Consider the following 20,606-nt stretch of genomic DNA (forward strand, 5'->3'; position numbering starts at 1 on the left):
GGCAACGGAGCCCGCCTCGTTCCGGGAAGATGGATCTCCCGGCTCGACGACCGAGGATCAGGCGGCGACGGCCTTCTTGGCGCCCTGCCTGATCAGGCGCTCGACGGTGTCGGACGTCTGGGCGCCCACGCCCTTCCAGTACGTCAGGCGGTCCTGGGCGATGCGCAGGCCCTCTTCGCCTTCCTTGGCGGTGGGGTTGTAGAAGCCCAGGCGCTCGATGAAGCGGCCATCGCGGCGCACGCGCTTGTCGGCAACGACGATGTTGAAGAACGGACGGCCCTTGGAGCCGCCGCGGGAGAGTCGAATCACGACCATAATGAATCCTTCGGGTGGGTGACAGCAAAATCTGTCGAGGTTTTGCGGCGTTTGAGACACGCGACATGGCCACCCGGCCAGCGACACGCTGCAAAGCCCGCGATTATATCCACATCCCGACGTATGCCAAATATCCGCCCGAGCCGCGACGAAGATCTCCCCACCATCACCGCCATCTATGGCCACCATGTGCTGCACGGCACGGGCACCTTCGAGACCGATTCGCCCAGCGCCGCCGACATGGCGGCCCGGCGCGCCGACGTGCTGGCGCGCGGCCTGCCCTACCTCGTGGCCGAGGAACAGGGGGAGATCCTCGGCTTCGCCTACGCCAACTGGTTCAAGCCGCGCCCGGCCTACCGCTTTTCCGCGGAAGACTCGATCTACGTGGCGGACGCGGCCCGGGGGCGCGGCGTGGGCCGGCTGCTGCTGGATGCGCTCTGCGACGCCGCCGAGACCGCGGGCGTGCGCAAGCTGCTGGCGGTGATCGGCGACTCCGCCAACGCCGGCTCGGTCGGCGTGCACCGCGCCGCGGGCTTCACCGAGATCGGCGTGATGCGCTCGGTCGGCTGGAAGTTCGGCGCCTGGCGCGATGTGGTGCTCATGGAAAAGCCCCTCGGCGCCGCGGACACCACGGCGCCCGAATGAACCGGCCAACGCACATGGCCCGCACGAAAAGCAAGACCGCCGCTGCGTGGCTCGCCTTCCTGGGCGGCCCGCTGGGCCTGCACCGCTTCTACCTGCACGGCATGGGCGACATGATGGGCTGGATACTGCCCATCCCCACCGCGCTGGGAATCTACGGCATCCAGCGCGTGCAGCAATGGGGGCAGGACGACCACCTGAGCTGGGTGCTGGTGCCGCTGCTGGGCTTCACCATCGCCGGCTGCGCACTGCGGGCCATCCTCTACGGGCTGATGCCTCCGGAGCGCTGGAATACCCGGTTCAATCCCGCCAGGGATCCCGAGGCGCCCGCAGGACGCACGCGCTGGGCGACGGTGTTCGCGATCGCGCTGGCGCTGATGGTGGGCACGGCCGTTTTGATGGCGAGCCTGGCGTTCAGCTTCCAGCGCTACTTCGAGTACCAGATCGAGGAAGCGCGCAAGATCTCGCAGTGACGCCGGGCGGCCCGGTCAGTACATCTGCAGGCTGATCCAGTAGGCGATGGAGGCGACGAAGGCGCTGGCGGGAATCGTCAGGATCCACGCCCAGACGATGTTGCCGGCCACGCCCCAGCGCACGGCACTGGCTCGCTGGGTGGAGCCCACGCCGACGATGGCGCCGGTGATGGTGTGGGTAGTGGACACCGGAATGCCGAGGGCCGTGGCGAGGAACAGGGTCATCGCCCCGCCCGTCTCGGCGCAGAAGCCGCCGACGGGCTTGAGCTTGGTGATCTTCTGGCCCATCGTCTTCACGATGCGCCAGCCGCCGAACATCGTGCCCAGGCCGATGGCCATGTAGCACGCGATGATGGTCCAGGTCGGGGGCGCGCTGTCCGAAGCCGAGGCATGCCCGGTGGCGATCAGCAGCAGCCAGATGATCCCGATGGTCTTCTGCGCATCGTTGCCCCCGTGGCCCAGGCTGTAGGCGCCGGCGGAGAGCAGCTGCAGGCGTCGGAACCACTTGTCCACCTTGCTGGGACGGGAGCGGCGGAAGACCCACGCCACGGCCACCATCATGAGGGAACCCAGCAGGAAGCCGAGCAGCGGCGACACGAAGATGAACGCCACGGTCTTGAAGATGCCCCCGGAAATCAGCGACCCGATGCCGCCCTTGGCGATCACCGCCCCCACGATGCCGCCGATCAGCGCGTGCGACGAACTGCTGGGGATGCCGTAGTACCAGGTAATGACGTTCCAGGTAATGGCCCCCACCAGCGCGCCGAATATGACGTGGGTGTCCACCACCCCGGGCTGCACGATCCCCTTGCCGATGGTGGCGGCCACGCTCAGGTGGAAGACGAAGATCGCGACGAAGTTGAAGAACGCAGCGAAGACGACAGCCTGCGTGGGCTTGAGCACACCGGTGGAGACGACGGTCGCGATCGAATTGGCGGCGTCGTGGAATCCGTTCATGAAATCGAACAGGATGGCCAGCGCGACCAGGAGGGCAACGACCCACAGGGCGGTTTGTACGGTTTCCATGCTTTGAGAGCGCTTGCGTCCGCCGCGGGTCAGGAGTTCTCGAGGATGATGCCCTCGATGTGGTTGGCCACGTCCTCGCACTTGTCGGTGATGGTTTCCAGCAGCTCGTAGATGGCCTTGAGCTTCAGCACCTCGCGAACGTCGGGCTCTTCGCGGAAAAGCTTGCTCATGGCGCTGCGCATGACGCGGTCGGCATCGCTTTCCAGGCGGTCGATTTCCTCGCAGGTCTTGAGCGCCGCCTCGGCCACGCCCGGGTCGGCGATCTTCTCCAGCAGCTTGACGGCATCGCGCAGCCGCTCGCAGCACTTCAGGCTCAGGTCCGTGAGGCGGGTGATCTCTTCGGTCATGTGGCGCACGTCATAGAGCGCCATGGTTTCTGCCGAGTCCTGGATCACGTCGGCCACGTCGTCCATCGTGTTGATGAGCGAATGGATCTGCTCGCGGTCGATCGGGGTGATGAAGGTCTTGTGCAGCGTGCGGTTGACCTCGTGCGTCACGCGGTCGGCGGCACGCTCGGCGTTGTCCACGTCCTGGTTGTACTTGTCGCGCAGGTGTGGGTCGTTGTAGTTGGCGACCAGCTGGGAGAAGGCCCTCGCCGCCTCGACGATGCGGTCCGCATGCTGGTTGAACATCTCGAAAAAATTGCCCTCGCGGGGCAACAGCTTTCCAAACAACATCGGGACTCCTGGACGACTGGCAGGCATGCGCCACCTGCGACGGCTGCCGCATTGTGACGAAATGGTGACGATTTCAAGAAAGGCGCGAGTTTAACCGCGACCGCGCTCCGCTCCGATCCGGATAAATGCCGCCGGATGCGCAGCGTTGGGCCGGCGTATGCGCTTTCTTGTCAGCGCATTCCTACAAATGCGGAACGTGAGTACCCACAAACCTGCGGCGCCGCGCCCCGTCCAATGGCCCCAAGGCCCGCGCGCGGGCCGAGGTGCAGCCTCCGATCCTGCCGCCGCCCAGCCGTTTTCACACCACAAGGAACACCCATGCACACACCGAACCGCTCCCTCCGCCTGCTGTCCTGCGCCCTGGCGCTCGCCTGCGGCACCATGGCCGCCCACGCCCAGGCCAGCCGCGCGACCGGCAACTCCTTCATACCCGCCACGCAGCAGGGCTATATCGGCCTGAGTGCGGGCCAATCCAAGTACGACCTGCGCAACGGCACGAGCCTCTTCAACTTCGACGACAGCGATACCGGCTGGAAGCTCTACACGGGCGGCTTCTTCCACCCCAACTTCGGGGTGGAGTTCGGCTACCTGAACTTCGGCAAGGCCAGCCGCCTCGGTGACGACACCAAGGCCCAAGGCCTGAACTTCAGCCTGGTGGGCCGCGCTCCGATCGGCGAGCAGTTCGACGTGTTCGGCAAGCTCGGCACCACCTACGGGCGCACCCGCACGTCGGGCAATCCGGGCTTCGGTGTCGCCACCGGCAAGGACGACGGCTTCGGCCTCTCCTATGGCGCGGGTGTGCGCTGGGCCTTCAATCCCCAGTGGGCCGCCGTGCTGGAATGGGAGCGCCACCGTCTGCACTTCGCCGACGGCAAGTCGGACGTGGACATGACGACGATCGGCGTGCAGTACCGGTACTAAACGCAAAAGGCCCCTCGCGGGGCCTTTTCATCGTCCACGGCGCCGGGCGCCATCGCGCGTCACTCGCCCAGGTAGGCGGCCCGCACGCGCGGATCGTTCAGCAGATCCTGGCCCGGGCCTGTCATGGTGATCAGGCCGGACTCCATCACATAGCCGCGGTCGGCCAGGGCCAGCGCGCGGCTGGCATTCTGCTCCACCAGCACGATGGTCACGCCCAGGGCATAGACGTCGCGCACCACCTCGAAGATCTTGTCCACCATGATGGGGGACAGGCCCATGGAGGGTTCGTCCAGCAGCAGCACCTTGGGCTGACTCATGAGCGCGCGGCCCATGGCGAGCATCTGCTGCTCGCCGCCGGACATGGTGCCCGCGAGCTGGTCCTTGCGCTCACGCAGGCGCGGGAAGATGTTGAACATCTTCTCGATGTCGGCCTGGATGCCGGCCTTGTCGTTGCGCGTGTAAGCGCCCATCAGCAGGTTCTCGGTGATGGTCATGCGGGCGAACACGCCGCGGCCCTCGGGCACCATCACCAGCCCCTTCTTCACGAGGTCCCAGGCGCCCTTGCCCCGGATGCTCTCGCCCAGGTACTGGATGTCGCCGTCGTTCATCGCCAGCGTGCCGGTGATGGCCTTCATCGTCGTGGTCTTGCCGGCGCCGTTGGAGCCGATGAGGGAGACGAGCTCGCCCTCGCGCACCTCGAAGTCCACGCCCTTGACGGCCTGGATGCCGCCGTAGGCCACCTTCAGGCCCTTGACCGACAGCAGTACTTTGTTGGATTTCTCGGCCATGCTCAGTGTCCTCCGGTGCCCAGGTAGGCCTCAATCACTTTTTCATTCTTCTGCACGTCGGCAGGCGTTCCTTCGGCGATCTGCTTGCCGTAGTCGAGGACAGTCACACGGTCGCACAGACCCATGACCAGCTTCACGTCGTGCTCTATCAGCAGGATGGTGCGGTTGTCCCGGCGGATGCGGTCGATCAGCTCGCGCAGTTGCACCTTCTCCGTCGCGTTCATGCCGGCGGCGGGCTCGTCGAGCGCGATCAGCTGGGGATCGGTGGCCAGGGCGCGCGCGATCTCCAGGCGGCGCTGGTCGCCGTAGGACAGGGTGCGTGCCTTGAAGTCGGCGTACTTGCCGATGCCCACGTAATCGAGGAGCTCCTGCGCGCGCCTGGCGATCGCGGCCTCTTCCTCCTTGAACGCCTTGGTGCGGAAGACCGCACCGATCAGGCCGGAGCCGGTGCGGATGTGGCGGCCCACCATCACGTTCTCCAGGGCCGTCATTTCCGCGAAGAGGCGGATGTTCTGGAACGTGCGGGCGATGCCGGCCTTGGCCACTTCGTGGACCGCCGTCGGTTCGTAGGGCTTGCCGGCGAGCTCGAAGGTTCCGCTGTCAGGCGTGTACAGGCCCGTGATCACGTTGAAGAAGGTGGTCTTGCCCGCACCGTTGGGGCCGATGAGGCCGTACACCTGGCCGCGGCCGATGGTGATGCCGACATCGGAGAGGGCCTGCAGCCCGCCGAAACGCTTGGAAATACCGGCGACCTTCAGCACCACTTCGTTGGTTGTTTCTGCCATGTTCATTGCTCTCGAAGGGTGTTCTCAGGACTTCTGCACGAGGCTCTTGCCGTGCTCGGGCGAAGGCCAGAGGCCGCGCGGGCGCAGCAGCATGATGATGATCATGGCCAGCGCGATCAGCAGCTGGCGCAGGATGGCGGAATCGAGGCGGCCGTCCGTCATGGACTGCAGCGGGCCCGCCACGTAGCGCAGCACCTCGGGCAGCGCGGACAGCAGCACGGCGCCCAGGATCACGCCGGGGATGTGGCCGATGCCGCCCAGCACCACCATGGCGACGATCATCACGGACTCCATCAGGCTGAACGACTCGGGCGAGACGAAGCCCTGGAAGGCACCGAACATCGCGCCCGAGACGCCGCCGAAGGACGCACCCATGCCGAAGGCCAGCAGCTTGAGGTTGCGGGTGTTGATGCCCATGGCCTTGGCGGCGATCTCGTCCTCGCGGATGGCCATCCAGGCGCGGCCGATGCGGGAATCCTGCAGCCGGTAGCAGATGATGACGCTGAGCACCACCAGGATCAGGAACAGGTAGTAGTAGAGCGTGACGGAGTTGATGTCATAGCCGAACACCTCCAGGCGCCGGCCGAGATCCAGGCCGAAGACCTTGACCGAGTCGATCTGGCCGATGCCCTTGGGGCCGTTGGTCAGGTTGATGGGGTGGTCCAGGTTGTTCAGGAAGATGCGGATGATCTCGCCGAAGCCCAGCGTGACGATGGCGAGGTAGTCGCCGCGCAGCTTGAGCGTGGGCGCCCCCAGCAGCGCCCCGAAGATCGCGGCCACCAGCGCGGCCAGCGGTATCACGAGCCACAGGGAGGTGTGCAGCCCGTTGGGGAACATGGCCGCGAAGCTCGCGAAGGTGTCGGACAGGTGCGGCGACGCCATGAGGCCGAAGAGATAGGCCCCCACGGCGTAGAAGGCCACGTAGCCGAGGTCCAGCAGGCCGGCGTAGCCGACCACGATGTTCAGGCCCAGGGCCAGCATGACGTAGAGCAGCGCGAGGTCGGCGATGCGCACCCAGGCGTTGCCGAAGGACTGCAGGATGAGCGGCAGGACGAGCAGCGCGATGGCGCCGATGATCCATTGGGCTTTGCTGTTTTTCATGGGAATGCGTTCCTCAGGCACGGTCGGCCACACGCTCGCCCAGCAGGCCCGAGGGGCGCAGCGTGAGGATGATGATCAGCACGATGAAGGCGAAGATGTCGGTGTAGTTGCTGCCCAGCAGGCCGCCCGTGAGGGTGCCGATGTAGCCCGAGCCGATGGCCTCGATGAGCCCCAGGAGGATGCCGCCCACCACCGCGCCGGCCAGGTTGCCGATGCCGCCGAACACGGCCGCCGTGAAGGCCTTCAGGCCCGGCAGGAAGCCCATGGTGTGCTGGGCGGTGCCGTAGTTGGAGGCATACATGATGCCGGCGATCGCGGCGAGCACGGCGCCGATGATGAAGGTGGCCGAGATGACCATGTCCGGCTTGACGCCCATCAGGGCGGCGACGCGCGGGTTCTCTGCGGTGGCCCGCATGGCGCGGCCCAGCTTCGTGTAGTTGACCAGGTAGACCAGCGAGGCGAGCGAGATGGCCGTGACGGCCAGGATCAACACCTGCGTGGAGGTGATCACCGCACCGCCGATCTGGAACGGCGTGGTCGGCAGCAGCGTGGGATAGGGCTTGTAGTTCGGCTTCCAGATGATCATGGCCAGCGTCTGCAGCAGGATGGACATGCCGATGGCGGTGATCAGGGGAGCGAGGCGGGGGCTGCTGCGCAGCGGACGGTAGGCGACCTTTTCGATGGTGAAGTTGAGCGCGGCGGCGACCACGCAGGCGATGATGGTGGCCAGCAGGAGAATGACCCAGCCCGGCGCGCCCGGCATGGCTTCCTGCATCAGCCCGATGCAGCTCCAACTGGTCAGCGCCCCGATCATGAGCACTTCCCCGTGGGCGAAGTTGATCAACTGAATGATGCCGTACACCATGGTATAGCCCAAGGCTATCAAGGCGTACATGCTGCCGAGGACCAGACCGTTGATGATCTGCTGCAGCAAAATGTCCATAGAAAAAGTCCTTCGTTGATAACGTCCCATCCCGTTATTGGGCCGGGAATCGGTTCAGCCTTTTGGGCCCGATTGCCATGTAGCAAAAAACCCGCCAGGACAGGTGCCACGCGGGTCTGGTGCGGGATTGTAGCCAGATGCCTTGCGGCCGCCTTACCACGGCCCGACGGGGTTTTCCCGGGGATGGGCAGGGCATCAGGAGCCCGCATAAGCCATTAGGTGCGCTGATCCATTCAGGCACGGACGCGGGGCCGGGCATCTGCACGTGCGGAGGCCGGCGATCATCCGTCGCCCGGCCTCCGGGACTTCATCTCATTTCTTGCCGGCTTCTTCATCCCAGCTTCTGAGCACCGCCAGCTTCTCCGCGATCTTCACCTCAAGGCCCCTGGGCACGGGTTGGTACCAGCGCGGCTCGTCCATGCCGTCGGGAAGATAGGTTTCCCCGGCAGCGTAGGCGTTGGGTTCATCATGCGCGTACCGGTACTCATGGCCGTAGCCCAGCTCCTTCATGAGCTTGGTGGGTGCGTTGCGCAGGTGGACCGGCACTTCACGGCTCTTGTCCTTCTTCACGAAGGCCCGGGCCGCGTTGTAGGCGTTGTAACCGGCGTTGCTCTTGGCTGCCATCGCCAGATAGATCACGGCCTGCCCCAGGGCCAGTTCGCCCTCCGGGCTCCCCAGCCGCTCATAGGTCAGCGCTGCGTCGTTGGCGATCTGCATGGCCCTGGGATCGGCCAGCCCGATGTCTTCCCACGCCATGCGGACAATGCGGCGCGACAGATACCTCGCGTCCGCACCACCGTCCAGCATGCGTGTGAGCCAGTAGAGGGCCGCGTCCGGATGGGAGCCGCGCACCGACTTGTGCAAGGCTGAAATCTGGTCGTAGAAGTTGTCCCCGCCCTTGTCGAAACGCCGGCTGTTCAGCGTCAAGGCGTTCTGCAGGAAGTCGGCGGTGATCTCCGTGATCCCGGAAGCACTGGCTGCCGTGCTGGTCTGTTCCAGCAGGTTCAGGAACCGTCTCGCGTCGCCGTCCGCATAGCCGATGATGGTGTCCGTTGCCAGGTCGTCGAACCGGAGATGGCTGAGGGCCATCTCCTGCGCGCGTTTCAGAAGCAGCCGCAGCTCTTCATCCGTCAGGGACTTCAGGACATAGACCTGGGCGCGCGACAGCAGAGCCGAGTTCACCTCGAAGGAAGGGTTCTCGGTGGTGGCCCCGATGAAGGTCACCAGGCCGCTCTCCGCATAGGGAAGCAGAGCGTCTTGCTGGGACTTGTTGAACCTGTGGATTTCATCCACGAACAGGATCGTGTGCTTGCCCATCGCCAGGTTGTGCTGCGCCTGCTCCATCGCCGCCCGGATGTCCTTGACGCCGGAGAACACGGCAGACAAGGCGATGAACTCGCACTGGAATGCCGTGGCCGTGAGCCGGGCCAGGGTCGTCTTGCCCACGCCTGGCGGCCCCCAGAAGATCATGGAGTGCGGCTTGCCCGACTCGAACGCAAGCCTCAACGGCTTGCCCTCCCCCAGCAGGTGGGACTGCCCGATCACCTCGTCCAGGCTGGCCGGACGCAGGGCTTCGGCCAGGGGAGCCGCAGGGGACGTGGAGAACAGATCAGCCATGGCGGTGGGATGCGATACAGCGAAGAACGTGGGTTCGGGAAGGGAAACCGGCAGGAGCGATCGGCAAAGACAGGCCGCCGCACCCATTATTCCTGCTGGCGGTATCCTGCACCAATCCGGGGACTCCGCCCCGCCCCACGTCCATGCCGTGCACCCAGCCCGACCTCACCGCCCTGCTCCGCGACGTGCGCGGCTGCACGCTCTGCGCGGGCAGCCTGCCCCTCGGGCCGCGGCCCGTGCTGCAGGCCTCCGCCGGGGCACGCATTCTCGTCGCGGGCCAGGCACCGGGGCGCAAGGTGCACGCCAGCGGCATTCCCTTCGACGATGCGAGCGGGGAACGGCTGCGCGCCTGGATGGGAGTGGACCGGGAGACGTTCTATGACCCCGGGCGCATCGCGATCATCCCCATGGGTTTCTGCTATCCCGGCACCGGCCGCTCGGGCGATCTGCCGCCGCGCCCGGAATGCGCCGCCACCTGGCGGCAGCCGCTGCTGGATGCCCTGCCCGGCATCCGACTCACCATCGTGCTCGGCGCGCACGCCTTCGCCTGGCACGGGCATGGCGCGGCGGCACCCGCATCCTTGACCGAGGCCGTGCAGGACTGGCGCCGGGGCGCGCCAGGGCTGCGGGTGCTGCCGCATCCCAGCCCACGCAACAACGGCTGGCTGAAGCGCCATCCGTGGTTCGCCGACGCATTGCTGCCCGCCCTGCGCCAGCAGGTGACGGAGGTACTCGCGGACTGATCGCGCCAGAGCGTCCGGCCGGTTCGGCAACACCAGGCACGGCGTGCGAAGCCACGCCCGGATATGCGAAGCGGCCATCCACTGCCGGCGACACGAGTCCGCGAGGTGCCAGGCTGGGCGCCGCACTGCGCGCACAATCCGGCGTCGCGCGCTTGCCCGAAGGCAAGCCCCCCAACATCCAGGAGACCCATCCATGCATTTCGCTGCCCATGCCGTCGCCGCGCTGATCGCGCTGCTGCACATCTACATCCTCGTCCTGGAGATGTTCCTCTGGGACAAGCCGGCAGGCCTCAGGGCTTTCCGAAACACGCCGGAGCGCGCGGCGGACACGAAGGTGCTGGCGGCCAACCAGGGGCTCTACAACGGTTTCCTGGCAGCCGGCCTGCTCTGGGGACTGTGGCTCGGCGGACCGCACGGGCGGGCCGTGCTGACCTTCTTCCTGCTCTGCGTGCTGGCGGCCGGGCTCTACGGCGGCGCCACGGTGGCGCGCAAGATACTGTACATCCAGACGGTGCCTGCGGCACTGGGCCTGGCGCTGTTCTGGATCTAGCAGCGGGCAGCACGGCGGCGCAGCACCCCGCCGGGGATCACTGGCGTACCACGTCCGCGCCCTGCGGAGGCTTGAACTCGAAGGTGGAGGCCGGCAGGGAGGCGCTGGACTGGACGTTCGCGAAGCGGATCACCGAACGCTGGCCGAAGCTGTCGAGGATGTCCAGGGCCGCGAGCTGCTCGCCCTGGAAACCCACGCGCACGCTCTTGAGCTGGCCGTCCTTGGTCCTGGGCGTGGCCAGCACCCATTGCAGGCCGTCCTGCTCCGGCGCGGAGTCGAGATTGAAATCCTTGCGCAGGGCCTGCAGGTCGGGGGCGGAAGCCAGCAGCGCGGCGGGCGTGGTGCCCAGCGCCTGCGCCTGCGCCCGCTGGGTGACCTGGTTCAGGTCGGCGTCGTAGAGCCAGAGCGACTTGCCGTCGGCCACGATGGTCTGGGCGAAGGGCTTGGCGTAGGTGAACTTGAAGCGCCCGGGACGCTGGAACTCGAAGGTGCCGGAGGAGGTCCGGGTGCGGGAGGCCTGGCCGTCCTTCGGGGGCGACGTCACGGTCTGGGTGAAATCCGCGCGCCCGGCCTGGGCGCCCTTCATGAACGATTCCAGGCTCGCCAGACCGTCGGCCCACGCGCTCTGCGCGCCGACCGCGATCACGGCGATCGCCAACCACTGTTTCATCATGCTTCGATCCAATCCTTGTCGTCCAGGCTCCGGCATGCCGGCGGTCATTCGCGGTGGGGCACCAGCACCTCGCGCTGCCCGCTCGCGGTGAGCGCGCTCACGAGGCCGGCCTTTTCCATGTCTTCCAGCAGTCGCGCGGAGCGGTTGTAGCCGATGCGCAGCTTGCGCTGCACGTACGAGATGCTGGCCTTGCGGTCCTTGAGGACCACTTCCACCGCCTGGTCGTACATGGGGTCTTTTTCTTCGCCTTCACCCCCCCCGCCGCCTTCACCGAAGGCGCCGTCGTCGCCATCCACGGTGCCGCCCTCGAGCACGCCCTCGATGTAGTCGGGCTCGCCCTGGCTCTTGAGGTAGCTCACGACGCGGTGCACCTCGTCGTCGGACACAAAGGCGCCGTGCACGCGGATGGGCAGCCCGGTGCCGCTGGCCATGTAGAGCATGTCGCCCATGCCCAGCAGCGCCTCGGCGCCCATCTGGTCCAGGATGGTGCGGCTGTCGATCTTCGAGCCCACCGAGAAGGCGATACGGGTCGGGATGTTGGCCTTGATGAGGCCGGTGATCACATCGACGCTGGGCCGCTGCGTGGCCAGGATGAGGTGGATGCCGGCCGCCCGCGCCTTCTGCGCCAGCCGGGCGATCAGCTCCTCTATCTTCTTGCCCACCACCATCATGAGGTCGGCCAGTTCGTCGATGATGACGACGATGTGCGGCAGGCGCTCCAGCGGCTCGGGCTCCTCGGGGGTGAGGCTGAAGGGGTTGTAGATGAACTCCTCGCGCGCCTTGGCCTCGTCGATCTTGGTGTTGTAGCCCGCCAGGTTGCGCACGCCCAGCTTGGACATGAGCTTGTAGCGGCGCTCCATCTCGGCCACGCACCAGTTCAGGCCGTGCGCGGCCTGCTTCATGTCGGTGACCACGGGCGCGAGCAGGTGCGGTATGCCCTCGTAGACCGACATTTCCAGCATCTTGGGGTCGATCATCAGCAGGCGCACGTCGCGCGCCTCGGCCTTGTAGAGCAGCGAAAGGATCATGGCGTTGATCCCCACCGACTTGCCCGAACCCGTGGTGCCGGCCACCAGCACGTGCGGCATCTTGGCGAGGTCGGCCACCACCGGATTGCCCACGATGTCCTTGCCCAGGCCCATGGTGAGCATGCTCTTGGCTTCGTGGTAGATCTGCGAGCCCAGGATCTCGGAGAGGCGGATCGACTGGCGCTTGGCGTTGGGCAGTTCCAGCGCCATGTAGTTCTTGCCGGGGATGGTCTCGATCACGCGGATGGAGACCAGCGACAGCGAGCGGGCCAGGTCCTTGGCGAGGTTCACGATCTGCGAACCCTTCACGCCGGTGGCGGGCTCGATCTCGTAGCGGGTGATCACCGGCCCGGGCATGGCCGCCACGACGCGCACCTCGACGCCGAAGTCCTTGAGCTTCTTCTCGATGAGCCGGCTGGTCATCTCCAGCGTCTCGGGCGCCACGGTTTCCTGCCGGGCCTGGGCGCCATCGAGCAGGTCCACCTGCGGCAGGCGGCTGTCGGGCATTTCGGTGAAAAGGGGCTTCTGCCGCTCCTTCACCACGCGCGCGCTCGGGGGCGCGTCCGCCATGAGCACGGGCTCGATGATCTGCACGGGCTGCGGATGGTGCTCCTGGATTTCATGGCGCTCTTCCTGCACCACCTCCTCGCGCTCGCGGGCGGCGCGCTTGCCGGCGGCGACGTCGCGGGCCTTCTCGCGGCTCGCCCGGCCGAACTGGACCAGCCCGTCGATGCGGCCGCCCAGCCGTTCGGCCAGCTGGCCCCAGGAGAAGCGGAACACCAGCGCGGCGCCGGCCACGACCGCGATCACGGCCACCAGGCCCGAGCCGGTGAAGCCCAGCCACTTCACGCCGGCGGGGCCGGTCATGTAGCCGAGCACGCCGCCGGCATGCCCGGGCAGGAGCGGCTCCAGCCGGTACAGGCGCGACCACTCGAGCGCCGTGCTCGCGCACAGCAGCAGCGCGAAACCGATCCAGAACAGCAGCCGCCGCGCCAGCGCGCTCTGTCCGGGTGTCGCGGATTCTCCGCCGCGCATCCAGCGCGCGAGCGAGGCGACCCAGGCGCGCACGCCCGCGGCCACACACCACCAGACGGAAAAGCCGAGCGCGAAATAGCTGCTGTCGGCCAGCCAGGCGCCCAGGCGCCCGGCCCAGTTCGCCATCAGCCGGCTGTCGTGGGCGCCGGAGGTGGACCATGCGGCGTCCTGCGCCGAATAGCTGGCCAGGGCCAGCAGCCAGAAAACCAGGGCCAGCAGTCCGACCACCAGGCCGATCTCGTGGCCGAAGCGCGCGGCCATGCCGCGCGGCGCCGATCTGCCCCCGGCAGAAGCATTGAGGGTGTTGAGGGAATACGTCATAGGTCGAAGAGCGCGGCAAGCTTACCCGATGCCCTGCTCTGCGGTCAGGAGCGGGACGGTCCCGCCTGTCCCTGGCACCGTCCCGGATTCCAACCGTTTCCTACAATCGCGGCGATTGAAAACCCCGTCCCCGCGCGGGACGGCCCCGGGTGGATACTCGGGCAGCCGGCCGCATCTGCGGAAAAGTCCCGGCACAAACTCTTACTTTTCACCATGTCCACTACGCAACACGCCAAAGTCATGATCCTGGGCTCCGGCCCCGCCGGCTACACGGCCGCCGTGTACGCCGCACGCGCCAACCTGAACCCGGTGCTGATCACCGGCATCGCCCAGGGCGGCCAGCTCATGACGACGACGGAAGTGGACAACTGGCCCGCCGACGTGAACGGCGTGCAGGGCCCGGAACTCATGCAGCGATTCCTGGAACACGCCGAGCGCTTCAAGACCCAGGTGGTGTTCGACCACATCAACCAGGTGGACCTGTCCAGGCGCCCGTTCACCCTCACCGGGGACAGCGGCACCTATACCTGCGACTCGCTCATCATCGCCACGGGCGCCTCGGCCAAGTACCTGGGCCTGCCCTCGGAAGAGGCGTTCATGGGCCGCGGCGTGTCGGGGTGCGCGACCTGCGATGGCTTCTTCTACCGCGAGCAGGACGTCTGCGTGGTGGGCGGCGGCAATACGGCGGTGGAAGAAGCCCTCTACCTCTCCAACATCGCCCGCAAGGTGACGCTGGTGCACCGCCGCGACAAGTTCAAGGCCGAGCCCATCCTGGTGGACAAGCTCAACGAAAAGGTCGCCGCCGGCAAGATCGAGCTGAAGGTGTTCCACACCCTTGACGAGGTGCTGGGCAACGACGGCGGCGTGACGGGCATCCGCATCAGGAGCACGCTGGACGGCAGCACGCAGGACATCGAACTGCAGGGCTGCTTCATCGCGATCGGCCACGCGCCCAACACCGGAATCTTCGAAGGCCAGCTCACGCTGGAGAATGGCTACATCGTGACGCAGGGCGGCCTCAAGGGCTTCGCCACGCAGACCAGCGTGCCCGGCGTGTTCGCCGCCGGCGACGTGCAGGACCACGTGTACCGGCAGGCCATCACCAGCGCGGGCACGGGCTGCATGGCCGCGCTCGACGCGCAGCGCTTCCTGGAACAGGAAAGCGTGATCTGACGCGCTCCCGGCCCGTCCACACGGGTCGAAGCCGTGCGGCTGGACATCTTTCTCAAGGCCGCGCTATAATGCGCGGCTTTGCTGCATCTTGCGCACCGCTTTTTCAAGCGAGCCGCCTACGGCAGCAGATACCAACCGGGTTACCGCCACCCTATCTGGCGAGGTGAGGCCGCGCGGACAGGCTTTCGCGAACCAGCGGAGCGTGCATGTCCTGCGGCTGTATTTTGAAAAATCGGAGTGTCCTCATGGCACGCGTCTGCGACGTCACGGGCAAGAAGCCCATGGTCGGGAACAACGTTTCCCACGCCAACAACAAAACCAAGCGCCGGTTCCTGCCGAACCTGCAATACCGCCGTTTCTGGGTCGAGAGCGAAAACCGCTGGGTGCGCCTGCGTGTTTCCAGCGCCGCCCTGCGTCTGATCGACAAGAACGGCATCGATTCCGTGCTCGCCGACCTGCGTGCACGTGGCCAGGCTTAAGGAGTAGCACCATGGCAACCAAAGGCGGACGCGACAAGATCAAGCTGGAATCCACCGCAGGAACCGGCCACTTCTACACCACCACCAAGAACAAGAAGACGATGCCCGAGAAGATGTCGATCATCAAGTTCGACCCCAAGGCTCGCAAGCACGTCGAGTACAAGGAAATGAAGCTGAAGTAAGGCACCAGCCGCTTCCAGCGCCTTCCCGGAAAAGCCGCCCCACCGAGGGCGGCTTTTCTTTTTCCCGTGCGCCTCGGAACCTGTTCTCAGGCCGCGGCGGCCCGTCGCCCCTCTTCCCGCAGCGGCGCGCGGCCGGCGTTCTGCAGGACGTCGCACTGGCCGGCCAGCAACTCGCCCAGCACCCGGTAGCCCTCTTCCACCGCCGGCGTGAACGGCATGCCGCAGCTGAGCCGCAGGAAGCGCTCGTAGCGGCCGGTATTGGAGAACATGGGCCCGGGCGCCACGCGGATGCCGCGCGCCAGGGCGTCGTCGTAGAGCCGCGTGGAGGACAGGCCCGCGGGCAGTTCCAGCCACAGGCTGATTCCACCGGGCGGCAGGCTCAGGCGGGTTCCCGACGGGAAGTACCGGGCCACCGCGCGCGCCGACTGCTCGCGCTGCTCTTTCAGCGACGCCCGCATGCGGCGCAAGTGGCGGTCATAGGCGGGCGAGCCCACGGTGCGGGCGGCGAGCAGCTGCGACCAAGTCTGCATGTTGCGCGTGCGGGCGAACTTGAGCATCTGCACGCGCGCGTTCCAGCGCCCTGCGCTCATCCACCCCTGGCGCAGCCCGGGCGCGAAGCTCTTGCTGAGCGAAGCGCAGTAGATCACCTGCCCCGCGTCGCCCGGGCGGTCCCAGGCCTTGGCGGGGCGCATCGGCTGGGCGGACTCGACGAACTCGCGGTAGATGTCGTCCTCGATGAGGGCGAGGCGATGCTCCACGCACAGCGCGACGAGGCGCTCCTTGTGGGCATCGGGCATGACGCTGCCCTGGGGCATCTGCAGGTGCGGCACCACCACCACCGCCCTGAGCCGGGGCTCGTTGCGGGCCGCGAGCTCCAGGGCCTCGATCGATATGCCGGTGTGCGGGCTGCAGGGAATCTCTAGCGCGCGCAGGCCGCGCACCTCGATGGCCTGCAGGATGCCGAAGAAGGTGGGCGATTCGACCGCGATCACGTCGCCCGGCTCCGCCACCGCATCGAGGGCGAGGTTGACGGCCTCCGAGTTGCCGTGCGTGGCGCCGATGCCCTCGGGCGCGAGGCTCAGGCCGAAGCTCAGCGCGTTGTGCGCCATGGCCCGCTGGAACTCCGGATGCGTGGAGGGCGCGGACGGGCTGTACACGAGGATCTCGGGCTGCTCGCGCAGCAGCCGGATCGCGAGGCGGTTGAGCGCCTCGGCATCGAACAGCGCGGGCGCCGGCATGGCGCTGCCCAGGTCCAATGCCAGGGGCGCCCGGCGGGCCTTTTCGAGGAAGGTGGAGATGCGCTCGTTGATGCCGGCGAACACATGCGGATCCGGGGCAAGCGGCTCATGCAGTTCCGGCTCGCGGGCGGCGGGCAGCGAAGACACGCGGCCCGGAATGGATGCGAAATACCCCACCCGCTCGCGCGCCTGGGCAAAGCCTTCGGCCTCGAGGTGCCGCAGCACCTGCAGGGCGGTGGTGAGGCTCACGCCGTGACGCTGGCACAGCTCCCGGACGGAGGGCAGGCGCTGGCCGGGCTGCAGGCTGCCTGCCGCGATGGCCTGCGCGTACAGGCCCGCGATCTGCCGGTAGCGTGGCTGGCCCGCGGCCTGCGCGGCGGGAGGCAGGGGGAATTCTGCGACGGAATCGTTCATGGCGAAGACGCCTCGGCGGAAGCGAAACGGGGGCATGGCCGTGGAAGGCCGGTCCGGCCATCATGCCGTGGACCTGGGCGGCCGCACAGATACAGACAGGCCGTGCCCAAACCATAACAGAGACAGGAAAACCCGCGCTGTTCCCCTTCGCAAGCGGACAGCCTGTGCCTGTTCCCGCATCAGGGTTCTTCCTAGGATGAAGCCCTGTCCCGATGCATTGCGCCCCAAGGAGAAACCATGCCGCAAACCACCCGCCCCGCCGCCATCCCTGCTCCTGCGGCTTCGCCGCTGTCCGTACAGCCCGGCCAGAAGCTCCTGGTGTGCCTGCCACCCGGCGCTTCGCTGGTGGTGGAAAGCGGCCGGCTCGCGCTCCGGTCCGGCCCCGTGGTCTGGGGCCAGGTGGTGGCCTCCCAGGTGGACCTGGGCCATCTGGAAGCCGGGCAGTGCCGGGAGGGCGTACCGGGCTGCGGGGCGGAATGGATGGAGGTGTCCAATCCAGGGCACGCCACGGCGCATGCGGTGCTGCTGGAGCCGGCGCCGGTCCTGCAGCCGGTGGGCGCCGTGCCCGGGGCTGGCCTGGCGGTACTGGCTGGAGCGGCCTCGGCGGCGCAAGCACTGCTGGCCGCCGTGGCGGCATGGACCGGATCGCGACGCGGAGCGACTGCCGGCCCGCGCACCACCACGGCACGGTAAGCGGCCCGCCCCCGCCGGAACGTCGGCAGCCGTGAAGGTTGTTGGCAGCGTCAGGCCTGGGCGGCCCGCAGCCTCTGGGAGAACTCGCGCAGCGCGGCGACGCCGCTTTCCTCGGCGCGGCGGCACCAGGCCTGCAGGTCGGCCGTCAACTGGTCGCGCGAGTGCGAGGTATTGAGCCAGAGCTGCCGCAGTTCCTCGCGCATGGTGACCATGGTGTCGAGCACCGGGTGGGCCGCACGGGCACGGGCGATCTGTTCCTGGACGCGCGCAGGCACTTTCTCGGCATCGCGGTGCAGCCAGCGGCGCGCGGCGCGCAGCACGGAGACGTCCGCATTGCGGGCCTTGAGGGCGGCGATCTCCTCGCGGCAGGCGCGGCGCATGCCCCGCGCATAGCCGGCCATGACCTCGTAGCGGTTGGCGATCAGGGCCTCCAGGGTCTTTTCGTCGGCCACCGGCTTGACGGCACCCAGGCGCAGCTTGGGCGGCACCTTCCTGACGGTGGCCCAGCCCACGCGGCGCATCAGGCTGATGTAGAGCCAGCCCACGTCGAACTCGTAGGGCTTGACCGAGAACTTGGCGGAAGTGGGATACGTGTGGTGGTTGTTGTGCAGCTCCTCGCCGCCGATCACGAGCCCCCAGGGCACGAGGTTGGTGCTGGCATCCTGCGCCTCGAAGTTGCGGTAGCCCCAGAAATGGCCGATGCCGTTGACCACGCCCGCGGCCCAGAACGGGATCCAGAGCATCTGCACGGCCCACACGGTGGCGCCGACGGCGCCGAAGAGCAGCAGGTCGATCACCAGCATCAGGCCCACGCCCTGCCATGCGAAGCGGCTGTAGAGGTTGCGCTCGATCCAGTCGTCGGGCGTGCCGTGGCCGAACTTGGCGAGGGTTTCGGCATTGCCGGCCTCGGAGCGGTACAGCTCGGCGCCGCGCCACATCACGGTGTCCAGGCCCCGGGTCTGCGGGCTGTGGGGATCGTCGGCGGTCTCGCACTTGGCGTGGTGCTTACGGTGGACGGCCACCCATTCCTTCGTGACCATGCCCGTGCCCAGCCACAGCCAGAAGCGGAAGAAGTGCGACGGCACGGCGCCGAGGTCCACCGAGCGGTGCGCCTGGGCGCGGTGCAGGAAGATCGTCACGGCGGCGATCGTAATGTGGGTGGTCACGAGCGTGTAGAGGACGATCTCCCACCAAGACAGGTCCAGCAGGCCATCGGCCATCCAGGAGAGGATGGCATCGAGAACGGCCCGGTCGGGAAGGTGCATAGGAAGCCTTAGAGGAAAACGGACGTGGAAGACCCAGAGCTGCCCGATCGCGGGCAGTTCAGGGATTTTAGAAGCCGATACGCCCGGGAAGTTGCACAAGACCGCGCAGCGCACGGTGTCTTCATCGGTGGATCAGCCGGTAAAAATCAGCCTTTTCTGGTCCATACCGCGGCGAAGAACCCGTCGGTCTGGTGCAGATGGGGCCACAGGCGCAGATAGCCAGTGCCGCTGGCGCCCCCGCTGCACAGTCCCGCCGCGCCCTCGACCTTGAGCTGCGCGAGCAGTGCGCCCACGTCTTCCGCCACGAAATCGGCATGTGCCGCGCTGAAGGCTTCCGCGATACCCTCGTTTTCCTCGGGCAGGATGCTGCAGGTGGCATACACCAGGCGTCCGCCCGGCTTGAGCAGGCGCGCGGCACTCTGCAGGATGGCGGTCTGCTTGGCCACCAGTTCCTGCACGGTCTGGGGCGACTGCCGCCACTTCAAATCCGGATTGCGGCGCAGGGTACCCAGGCCGGAGCACGGCGCGTCCACCAGCACGCGGTCGATCTTGCCGGCCAGGCGCTTGATGCGCTCGTCGCGCTCGTGCGCGATCGCGGCGGGGTGCACGTTGGAGAGGCCGCTGCGGGCCAGCCGCGGCTTGAGCGCGTCGAGCCGGTGGGCGGACACGTCGAACGCGTAGAGACGCCCGGTGCTGCGCATGGCCGCACCGATGGCGAGCGTCTTGCCGCCCGCGCCCGCGCAGAAATCCACCACCATCTCGCCGCGACGGGGCTGCAGCAGCAGCGCGAGGAGCTGCGAGCCCTCGTCCTGCACCTCGATGGCGCCGCGCACGAAGGCGTCCAGTTTGGTGAGCGGTGGCTTGCCGTCCACGCGCAGGCCCCAGGGCGAGCAGGGCGTGGGCAAGGCGGGAATGCCGGCCTTGGCAAGTTCCTTCTGCACGTCGGCGCGCCTGGCATTCAGGTCGTTGACGCGCAGGTCGAGGGGTGCGGGCTGGGCCAGGCTCTCTGCCAGGGCCCAGAAGCCGTCGCCCACCTGCCGCCTGAGCGGCTGCACGAGCCATTCGGGCAGATTGTGGCGGTGGGGCTCCAGCAGGTCGGACGCAGGCACGGCATCGCACTGGTCGAGCCAGACCTTCTCTGCATCGGTCAGCGCGCTCTTGAGGAAGTCGCGCGGGCCATGGAAGCCCAGGATGGCGAGGCGCCGCTCGCGCGGGCCCGAGCCGGAGCGCGCGAGTTGCTCGAACAGCAGCTTCTTGCGCAGCACGGTGTAGGCGGTTTCGGCCAGCGTGGCCCGCTCGCGCGGGCCGAGCGAGCGGTGGTCCCGGAAATAGCGGGACACGATGGCGTCGGCGGGATGTTCGAATTGGAGGGTGAGCCTGACGAGTTCCGCGCAGGCATCCAGAAGGGCTTTCGGGTGCATGGGCCGATTGTCCCATCCATGTGCGCCGGGAACGCTGGTGTTACGGAATGCAATGCGCTGCAGAAGAAATCCCTATGCGTTTTGCCCGTGCATCGGGCTTCGG

General features: G+C 67.3%; 22 protein-coding genes. 9 read left to right on the plus strand and 13 right to left on the minus strand.

Annotated elements, in window-relative coordinates:
- Window positions 1-57: 57 nt before the first annotated feature.
- The gene (gene rpsP / locus BLR05_RS05865) at window positions 58-315 is read right to left on the minus strand and encodes a 30S ribosomal protein S16 (protein WP_092832873.1); all 258 of its coding nucleotides are present in this window, start codon (window positions 313-315) and stop codon (window positions 58-60) included.
- Between the two features lie 123 nt (window positions 316-438).
- Between rpsP and BLR05_RS05870 the strand changes: the two genes are divergently transcribed.
- Both BLR05_RS05870 and BLR05_RS05875 read left to right on the plus strand, forming a co-directional pair.
- Window positions 439-960 carry a GNAT family N-acetyltransferase gene (locus BLR05_RS05870; RefSeq protein ID WP_092832874.1) on the plus strand — a complete coding sequence of 174 codons (522 nt, stop codon included), beginning with the start codon at window positions 439-441 and terminating at the stop codon, window positions 958-960.
- The gene (locus BLR05_RS05875; protein WP_092832875.1) at window positions 957-1,430 is read left to right on the plus strand and encodes a TM2 domain-containing protein; all 474 of its coding nucleotides are present in this window, start codon (window positions 957-959) and stop codon (window positions 1,428-1,430) included. The genes BLR05_RS05870 and BLR05_RS05875 overlap by 4 nt, the downstream gene beginning before the upstream one ends.
- A gap of 15 nt (window positions 1,431-1,445) precedes the next feature.
- Here the strand turns inward: BLR05_RS05875 and BLR05_RS05880 are convergent, their stop codons facing one another.
- Complete coding sequence (locus BLR05_RS05880) at window positions 1,446-2,456, minus strand: inorganic phosphate transporter (RefSeq protein WP_092832876.1); 1,011 nt, start codon at window positions 2,454-2,456, stop codon at window positions 1,446-1,448.
- Between the two features lie 29 nt (window positions 2,457-2,485).
- Window positions 2,486-3,133 (minus strand): DUF47 domain-containing protein, encoded by a 648-nt coding sequence (locus BLR05_RS05885; protein WP_092832877.1) that lies wholly within the window; start codon window positions 3,131-3,133, stop codon window positions 2,486-2,488.
- A 318-nt stretch (window positions 3,134-3,451) separates the two neighbouring features.
- On the opposite strand from BLR05_RS05885, the gene BLR05_RS05890 reads away from it, so the two are divergent.
- Entirely contained in the window at window positions 3,452-4,054 is a 603-nt protein-coding gene (locus tag BLR05_RS05890; protein WP_092832878.1) for an outer membrane beta-barrel protein, read from the plus strand.
- A gap of 59 nt (window positions 4,055-4,113) precedes the next feature.
- On the opposite strand, the gene BLR05_RS05895 is transcribed toward BLR05_RS05890, so the two are convergent.
- From BLR05_RS05895 to BLR05_RS05915, 5 genes are all read right to left on the minus strand, one after another.
- The gene (locus BLR05_RS05895; RefSeq protein WP_092832879.1) at window positions 4,114-4,842 is read right to left on the minus strand and encodes an ABC transporter ATP-binding protein; all 729 of its coding nucleotides are present in this window, start codon (window positions 4,840-4,842) and stop codon (window positions 4,114-4,116) included.
- A gap of 2 nt (window positions 4,843-4,844) precedes the next feature.
- Entirely contained in the window at window positions 4,845-5,627 is a 783-nt protein-coding gene (locus BLR05_RS05900; protein WP_092832938.1) for an ABC transporter ATP-binding protein, read from the minus strand.
- Window positions 5,628-5,651: 24 nt separating this feature from the next.
- Window positions 5,652-6,728, minus strand: a complete 1,077-nt coding sequence (locus BLR05_RS05905) for an ABC transporter permease subunit (protein ID WP_092832939.1) — start codon at window positions 6,726-6,728, stop codon at window positions 5,652-5,654.
- A 13-nt stretch (window positions 6,729-6,741) separates the two neighbouring features.
- Window positions 6,742-7,671, minus strand: a complete 930-nt coding sequence (locus tag BLR05_RS05910) for a branched-chain amino acid ABC transporter permease (RefSeq protein WP_013595675.1) — start codon at window positions 7,669-7,671, stop codon at window positions 6,742-6,744.
- Window positions 7,672-7,983: 312 nt separating this feature from the next.
- Window positions 7,984-9,288 (minus strand): replication-associated recombination protein A, encoded by a 1,305-nt coding sequence (locus BLR05_RS05915; RefSeq protein WP_092832880.1) that lies wholly within the window; start codon window positions 9,286-9,288, stop codon window positions 7,984-7,986.
- 143 nt (window positions 9,289-9,431) lie between these two features.
- Between BLR05_RS05915 and BLR05_RS05920 the strand changes: the two genes are divergently transcribed.
- Complete coding sequence (locus BLR05_RS05920; protein ID WP_092832881.1) at window positions 9,432-10,031, plus strand: uracil-DNA glycosylase family protein; 600 nt, start codon at window positions 9,432-9,434, stop codon at window positions 10,029-10,031.
- Window positions 10,032-10,224: 193 nt separating this feature from the next.
- Window positions 10,225-10,581, plus strand: a complete 357-nt coding sequence (locus BLR05_RS05925; protein ID WP_092832882.1) for a DUF1304 domain-containing protein — start codon at window positions 10,225-10,227, stop codon at window positions 10,579-10,581.
- Window positions 10,582-10,618: 37 nt separating this feature from the next.
- Here BLR05_RS05925 and lolA read toward each other — a convergent pair whose 3' ends face one another.
- Together lolA and BLR05_RS05935 are read right to left on the minus strand one after the other, a co-directional pair.
- Entirely contained in the window at window positions 10,619-11,254 is a 636-nt protein-coding gene (gene lolA / locus BLR05_RS05930) for an outer membrane lipoprotein periplasmic chaperone LolA (protein ID WP_092832883.1), read from the minus strand.
- Window positions 11,255-11,298: 44 nt separating this feature from the next.
- Window positions 11,299-13,638 carry a DNA translocase FtsK gene (locus tag BLR05_RS05935; protein WP_092832884.1) on the minus strand — a complete coding sequence of 780 codons (2,340 nt, stop codon included), beginning with the start codon at window positions 13,636-13,638 and terminating at the stop codon, window positions 11,299-11,301.
- 213 nt (window positions 13,639-13,851) lie between these two features.
- On the opposite strand from BLR05_RS05935, the gene trxB reads away from it, so the two are divergent.
- From trxB to rpmG, 3 genes are all read left to right on the plus strand, one after another.
- Window positions 13,852-14,811 carry a thioredoxin-disulfide reductase gene (gene trxB, locus BLR05_RS05940; protein ID WP_092832885.1) on the plus strand — a complete coding sequence of 320 codons (960 nt, stop codon included), beginning with the start codon at window positions 13,852-13,854 and terminating at the stop codon, window positions 14,809-14,811.
- A gap of 245 nt (window positions 14,812-15,056) precedes the next feature.
- Entirely contained in the window at window positions 15,057-15,290 is a 234-nt protein-coding gene (gene rpmB, locus BLR05_RS05945) for a 50S ribosomal protein L28 (protein ID WP_005797187.1), read from the plus strand.
- Between the two features lie 11 nt (window positions 15,291-15,301).
- Complete coding sequence (gene rpmG / locus BLR05_RS05950) at window positions 15,302-15,472, plus strand: 50S ribosomal protein L33 (protein ID WP_011796484.1); 171 nt, start codon at window positions 15,302-15,304, stop codon at window positions 15,470-15,472.
- A gap of 86 nt (window positions 15,473-15,558) precedes the next feature.
- Here rpmG and BLR05_RS05955 read toward each other — a convergent pair whose 3' ends face one another.
- Complete coding sequence (locus tag BLR05_RS05955) at window positions 15,559-17,124, minus strand: aminotransferase-like domain-containing protein (RefSeq protein WP_092832886.1); 1,566 nt, start codon at window positions 17,122-17,124, stop codon at window positions 15,559-15,561.
- A gap of 237 nt (window positions 17,125-17,361) precedes the next feature.
- Here BLR05_RS05955 and BLR05_RS05960 point away from each other — a divergent pair, with 237 nt between their 5' ends.
- Window positions 17,362-17,817 carry a hypothetical protein gene (locus BLR05_RS05960; RefSeq protein ID WP_092832887.1) on the plus strand — a complete coding sequence of 152 codons (456 nt, stop codon included), beginning with the start codon at window positions 17,362-17,364 and terminating at the stop codon, window positions 17,815-17,817.
- Window positions 17,818-17,867: 50 nt separating this feature from the next.
- On the opposite strand, the gene BLR05_RS05965 is transcribed toward BLR05_RS05960, so the two are convergent.
- Window positions 17,868-19,082, minus strand: a complete 1,215-nt coding sequence (locus tag BLR05_RS05965; protein ID WP_092832888.1) for a DesA family fatty acid desaturase — start codon at window positions 19,080-19,082, stop codon at window positions 17,868-17,870.
- Window positions 19,083-19,228: 146 nt separating this feature from the next.
- Window positions 19,229-20,503 (minus strand): RsmB/NOP family class I SAM-dependent RNA methyltransferase, encoded by a 1,275-nt coding sequence (locus BLR05_RS05970; RefSeq protein WP_092832889.1) that lies wholly within the window; start codon window positions 20,501-20,503, stop codon window positions 19,229-19,231.
- Window positions 20,504-20,606 lie beyond the last annotated feature (103 nt).

Source organism: Paracidovorax cattleyae (assembly GCF_900104515.1).
Lineage (GTDB): Bacteria > Pseudomonadota > Gammaproteobacteria > Burkholderiales > Burkholderiaceae_C > Paracidovorax > Paracidovorax cattleyae.

What these genes read in the sequence shown, in the direction of transcription:
- rpsP (WP_092832873.1), bottom strand. Translation starts at nt 315, where the DNA reads ATGGTCGTGATTCGACTCTCCCGCGGCGGCTCCAAGGGCCGTCCGTTC.
- BLR05_RS05870 (WP_092832874.1), top strand. Translation starts at nt 439, where the DNA reads ATGCCAAATATCCGCCCGAGCCGCGACGAAGATCTCCCCACCATCACC.
- BLR05_RS05875 (WP_092832875.1), top strand. Translation starts at nt 957, where the DNA reads ATGAACCGGCCAACGCACATGGCCCGCACGAAAAGCAAGACCGCCGCT.
- BLR05_RS05880 (WP_092832876.1), bottom strand. Translation starts at nt 2,456, where the DNA reads ATGGAAACCGTACAAACCGCCCTGTGGGTCGTTGCCCTCCTGGTCGCG.
- BLR05_RS05885 (WP_092832877.1), bottom strand. Translation starts at nt 3,133, where the DNA reads ATGTTGTTTGGAAAGCTGTTGCCCCGCGAGGGCAATTTTTTCGAGATG.
- BLR05_RS05890 (WP_092832878.1), top strand. Translation starts at nt 3,452, where the DNA reads ATGCACACACCGAACCGCTCCCTCCGCCTGCTGTCCTGCGCCCTGGCG.
- BLR05_RS05895 (WP_092832879.1), bottom strand. Translation starts at nt 4,842, where the DNA reads ATGGCCGAGAAATCCAACAAAGTACTGCTGTCGGTCAAGGGCCTGAAG.
- BLR05_RS05900 (WP_092832938.1), bottom strand. Translation starts at nt 5,627, where the DNA reads ATGGCAGAAACAACCAACGAAGTGGTGCTGAAGGTCGCCGGTATTTCC.
- BLR05_RS05905 (WP_092832939.1), bottom strand. Translation starts at nt 6,728, where the DNA reads ATGAAAAACAGCAAAGCCCAATGGATCATCGGCGCCATCGCGCTGCTC.
- BLR05_RS05910 (WP_013595675.1), bottom strand. Translation starts at nt 7,671, where the DNA reads ATGGACATTTTGCTGCAGCAGATCATCAACGGTCTGGTCCTCGGCAGC.
- BLR05_RS05915 (WP_092832880.1), bottom strand. Translation starts at nt 9,288, where the DNA reads ATGGCTGATCTGTTCTCCACGTCCCCTGCGGCTCCCCTGGCCGAAGCC.
- BLR05_RS05920 (WP_092832881.1), top strand. Translation starts at nt 9,432, where the DNA reads ATGCCGTGCACCCAGCCCGACCTCACCGCCCTGCTCCGCGACGTGCGC.
- BLR05_RS05925 (WP_092832882.1), top strand. Translation starts at nt 10,225, where the DNA reads ATGCATTTCGCTGCCCATGCCGTCGCCGCGCTGATCGCGCTGCTGCAC.
- lolA (WP_092832883.1), bottom strand. Translation starts at nt 11,254, where the DNA reads ATGATGAAACAGTGGTTGGCGATCGCCGTGATCGCGGTCGGCGCGCAG.
- BLR05_RS05935 (WP_092832884.1), bottom strand. Translation starts at nt 13,638, where the DNA reads ATGACGTATTCCCTCAACACCCTCAATGCTTCTGCCGGGGGCAGATCG.
- trxB (WP_092832885.1), top strand. Translation starts at nt 13,852, where the DNA reads ATGTCCACTACGCAACACGCCAAAGTCATGATCCTGGGCTCCGGCCCC.
- rpmB (WP_005797187.1), top strand. Translation starts at nt 15,057, where the DNA reads ATGGCACGCGTCTGCGACGTCACGGGCAAGAAGCCCATGGTCGGGAAC.
- rpmG (WP_011796484.1), top strand. Translation starts at nt 15,302, where the DNA reads ATGGCAACCAAAGGCGGACGCGACAAGATCAAGCTGGAATCCACCGCA.
- BLR05_RS05955 (WP_092832886.1), bottom strand. Translation starts at nt 17,124, where the DNA reads ATGAACGATTCCGTCGCAGAATTCCCCCTGCCTCCCGCCGCGCAGGCC.
- BLR05_RS05960 (WP_092832887.1), top strand. Translation starts at nt 17,362, where the DNA reads ATGCCGCAAACCACCCGCCCCGCCGCCATCCCTGCTCCTGCGGCTTCG.
- BLR05_RS05965 (WP_092832888.1), bottom strand. Translation starts at nt 19,082, where the DNA reads ATGCACCTTCCCGACCGGGCCGTTCTCGATGCCATCCTCTCCTGGATG.
- BLR05_RS05970 (WP_092832889.1), bottom strand. Translation starts at nt 20,503, where the DNA reads ATGCACCCGAAAGCCCTTCTGGATGCCTGCGCGGAACTCGTCAGGCTC.